At 61.3% G+C, this 3,776-nt stretch carries 3 protein-coding genes and 2 pseudogenes; 1 reads left to right on the plus strand and 4 read right to left on the minus strand.

Going from position 1 to position 3,776, the window contains the following annotated elements; genetic code table 11:
* A pseudogene (locus tag ACTHL0_RS01875) lies at positions 1-211 on the minus strand (hypothetical protein); the annotation flags it as partial.
* A 10-nt stretch (positions 212-221) separates the two neighbouring features.
* Here ACTHL0_RS01875 and ACTHL0_RS01880 point away from each other — a divergent pair.
* Positions 222-398 (plus strand): hypothetical protein, encoded by a 177-nt coding sequence (locus ACTHL0_RS01880; RefSeq protein WP_440564886.1) that lies wholly within the window; start codon positions 222-224, stop codon positions 396-398.
* A gap of 456 nt (positions 399-854) precedes the next feature.
* Here ACTHL0_RS01880 and ACTHL0_RS01885 read toward each other — a convergent pair whose 3' ends face one another.
* The 3 genes and pseudogenes from ACTHL0_RS01885 to ACTHL0_RS01895 form a co-directional block, all read right to left on the minus strand.
* Positions 855-2,654 carry a hypothetical protein gene (locus tag ACTHL0_RS01885; RefSeq protein ID WP_440564888.1) on the minus strand — a complete coding sequence of 600 codons (1,800 nt, stop codon included), beginning with the start codon at positions 2,652-2,654 and terminating at the stop codon, positions 855-857.
* Positions 2,655-3,151: 497 nt separating this feature from the next.
* Complete coding sequence (locus tag ACTHL0_RS01890) at positions 3,152-3,421, minus strand: YfhL family 4Fe-4S dicluster ferredoxin (protein WP_440564889.1); 270 nt, start codon at positions 3,419-3,421, stop codon at positions 3,152-3,154.
* Between the two features lie 212 nt (positions 3,422-3,633).
* A pseudogene (locus ACTHL0_RS01895) lies at positions 3,634-3,776 on the minus strand (pantetheine-phosphate adenylyltransferase); the annotation flags it as partial.

A 3,776-nucleotide genomic window follows, 5' to 3' on the forward strand; every position in this document is an offset into this window, starting at 1 on the left:
TGCCTGCGGGGCGCGTACCGGCTTTGGGCAGCGTGCCGCCCGCGTGGCTCAGCGTGCCCGTCAGCGCGAAGTAGCCGCTTGCCGAGCTCGTGCAGGAAAGCTTCGTCGTCTGCGTGCCGGCAGGCACTGCGAACGAGCCGCTGCCGCGCAGGTTGCCGGTGTAGTCCTGAACCGACCAGTTCACGCGGTCGGCAGCCGGCGCGTTCGTCACGAATTGAATCGTGAACGCCCCGCTCAGCGGGAACATGCGCACGCCGTTGGCCACAGGCGTATCGGCCGAGATCAATCCATTCGGTGTCCCGCCTGCCACTGTCGTCGCCGCGGCCGAGCACGTGATTGAATTGGCCGGCGGCGTTTGCGCCTCGGCACTGCTCGATCCGACGCTGGCGAATGCATAAATCGCAGCCGCAGCAATATTAAGGAGTCCTAAGGAACGGGTCGTGGGGGCTTTGAACACGGATTGCATGGATAGACCTATCAATCAATAAAACTGAATGGGTTCGCCAGATATCGAGCCATGGCGATCGGATCCGCGGACCCGGTATGCTTGGGTAGCCGCGCTGGCACTGAACGCTGCATCTACAGTACGTTCAGTATCGTTTGGATCGCTGGCCTTGCCTATTCGGCGAGCACTGAAGCTTTTGTAATATGTGACGCCGATCGCGTCAGGCGTTTCCTACAGCACGCCCGGCGCCCGAGACGGTGGCTATTCGCCGCGTCCCAATCTTTAGGCGCCCCTCGATGGCAGGATGCCCGCACGATACGGCTTGCAAAGCAAAACGCCGGGCTTGGCGCCCGGCATCTTGTTTGAGAGGAAGTGAGCCCGAAGAGGGCTCATTGAGGCAAGTCGGGACTTACTGCCCGGTATAGCCGACCGGCGCCGTGACGTTCGCCTTGATCACGCTGACGTTCTTCGACACGACATAGATCGGCGCTTCCGACAGCGTAAGGTCCACCACGCCGTTCTTATAAGGAAGGATGGCCGGATTACCCATCATGTCGAACGTCACCACCTTGCCGCTCGTCCCGGGCGAATCGACTGCGAGCGCATAGCTCTTGCGGGCGGTCTGGCTGTAGACGCCCGCGGACGTCGGCCAGTTCGCATTGTCGTGCGTCCACAGTGCGGTTACGACCGGACCGCCGCCGAGCCGCTGGAACGCGTAGCCATAGTCCGACGCAGGCAGGTTCTTCAGATGCCCCAGTGTCTCGGTGCCGTCAATGATGCGCGTCATCGCGGCGAATGCCATGGAAACCGGCTTCGGGCTCAGCGCCGTCGCGTGGAAATCGCCCTGTGCATGCTCGAGATCGAAGAACGTGCCGAAGCCCACTTCGCCGGGATAATCCGAACCGTTGAAGAAGTAGGTGACCTGGGCGCCTTCGCCGAGCACGATCAAATGTGCACGGGCGGAAACGGCAGCTTGTGCGTAGAGCTGATTGGCCGACGGCCCGGTGGCGTAGGTGATGCCGTTATCGTAGGCCACGCCGAGCTCGGTCGCCCACAAGCGCATGTTCGGCTTGTACTGCTGCATCTCGGCGCGAAGATCGCGCATTTGGCGGTCAAGCGCCTGCTGCTGGTAGTACGGGTCCTTGCTCGTGTCCCACAGCTCCGGCGGGAACGCAGGGGAATCGTGGTGCGCCCAGTAGCCGTGCGTCGAAATGCCATCGACGTAGTTCATCAGGCCGAGCGAGGCATAGGTGCGCAACAAGTTGGCGGTACACCACGATCCGGTCAAGCCCGGATCGGGGCTCGCCACGCCCATCACCACCGCATGGGGATCCGCCGAATGAATGCCTTCCCATGCCGCCTTGTACATCTCCACGAAGTTCGCGGCAGAATCCACCCACGACGGCTCCCAGGTCACCTGGTAGTAGTTGTGCTGCATGTTCGGGAAGTACGCGTCGCGGATCGCCTTGGCATCGGCTCCGACACGTGCCATGTAGCCTTTGAAGTACGAGAAGTCCTTCGGCGCGTATGAGTCACGCTCGAATGCGCCGGTCCGGCTTGCCCAGGCCGGCACGCCGTCCAGACGCACGAGGCGGGCAATACGCCCCGTCTTGAAGAGGGGATCCACGTCGGCCGTACTTTGGGCCGCCGTCGGCTTCCAGCTGTTCGCCCGGTCCGGCTCCATGGTCGACATCTGACGCCAGTCGACTGCCTGCGAAATCTTCAGCGCGTCGAGCAACGCCGGTTTGTCGCTCAAGCCTTGCATACCGAAGCGATGCTGATCCTGACTCGCGAAGGGCGCCGGTGGCAGCGCCCACGAAACGCTCGGCAGCACGCCGAACGTCGCGATGCCCCTCGGCCGCGTACCGGCCTTCGGCAGCGTGCCGCCCGCACGGCTCAGCGAAGCGGTAATCGCGAAATAGCCGCTTGCGGTGTCCGTGCAAGACAAGGTAGACGTGCGAGTGCCGGCTGGAACATTGAATGATCCGCTGCCGCGAAGATTGCCTGCGTAGTCCTGAACCGTCCAGTTCACGCGGTCGGCGACGGGCGCATTCGTCACGAATTGAATTTTGAACGCGCTGCTGAGCGGAAACAGGCGGAAACCGTTCGATGTCGGCGCATCGGCAGAGATCAATCCGTGCGGCGTGCCGCCGGACGTTGTCGTCGGCGCCGAACACGTGATGGAATTGGCCGGCGGCGTCTGTGCCATTGCCGTGGCCGGTACCATGCTCGCAAATGCGTAGACCGCCGCGGCAGCAATGCTTAGTAGTCCTAAAGAAGGGTGTATAGGGGGTTTTAAAATGGCGTGCATTGAGTTACCTATCAACCAATTGCAGTAAGAAGGTTCGCCACATAGTGAACAATGGCGAGCGAATTCCCGCGAACCCCGTATGTGCTACTGGTTGCGATTTGAGCTGAACGCTGGACCTTCCGCGCATTCAGAATCGTTCGAGTCGCTCGCGCCGCATAGCGGAGAGCACCGAACTTTTGTAATAGACGAAGCCGATTGCGTCAGGAATTACAACGCGGGGGGTACATCGACAATGCGAACTTCGGACAACTGAGGCGTCGCCGTCGGGGACATTCGGATCCGATCCCGTCGGACAACGATGTATGAAGAGTCGTACAGCATTGCAAAGTTCCCACTAATTCGCTTTTTTGATACGAAAAAGCGGCCAACCTGCATCGATTTGGCGTCTTTTTCGGTCAGTGGCCGTTTTTTGATGCCTTGGCGGCTTGGAGCGCGTGGTACTTCGCGAGCAGCCCTTCGGGCGTCTCGATATGCTGCGGATCGTTCGGAATGCATTCGACAGGGCAGACCTGCCGGCACTGCGGTTCGTCAAAATGGCCGACGCACTCCGTGCACTTCGCCGGGTCGATGACATAGATATCGGGCCCCATCGAAATCGCGTCGTTCGGGCATTCGGGCTCGCACACGTCGCAATTGATGCACTCGTCGGTAATCAGTAAAGCCATGCTGTCAACGGAGAAAGCGGAATGAACGGACGTTGGTGGCGTGCCGGGTGGGGCTGCCGCCCGGGGGCGAACTCGGGCAAGGATTGCTGGCTTGCACGCCGAGCGCACACCACTGCGGCCTTGCACGCGGCAGTCGCGTGCCGTATTGCCGCAGGGCTATTTTAGCCCGGGTTCCGGTTCGCCGGTGCCCGGGGGCGACGACATTTGGACGCTCAGGGCCGCGCCTGCGCCTCTTTCGTCATCTCGGCGACTTTGTCCGTCAGCCATTTTTCGACCGAAGGGAATACGAACTTGCTGACGTCGCCGCCGAGTTGTGCGATCTCGCGCACGATCGTACCGGAGATGAATTGGTACT

Origin of the sequence: Trinickia sp., from assembly GCF_051961175.1 — a bacterium.
GTDB lineage: Bacteria > Pseudomonadota > Gammaproteobacteria > Burkholderiales > Burkholderiaceae > Trinickia.

What these genes read in the sequence shown, in the direction of transcription:
- ACTHL0_RS01890 (WP_440564889.1), bottom strand. Translation starts at nt 3,421, where the DNA reads ATGGCTTTACTGATTACCGACGAGTGCATCAATTGCGACGTGTGCGAG.
- ACTHL0_RS01885 (WP_440564888.1), bottom strand. Translation starts at nt 2,654, where the DNA reads ATGGCACAGACGCCGCCGGCCAATTCCATCACGTGTTCGGCGCCGACG.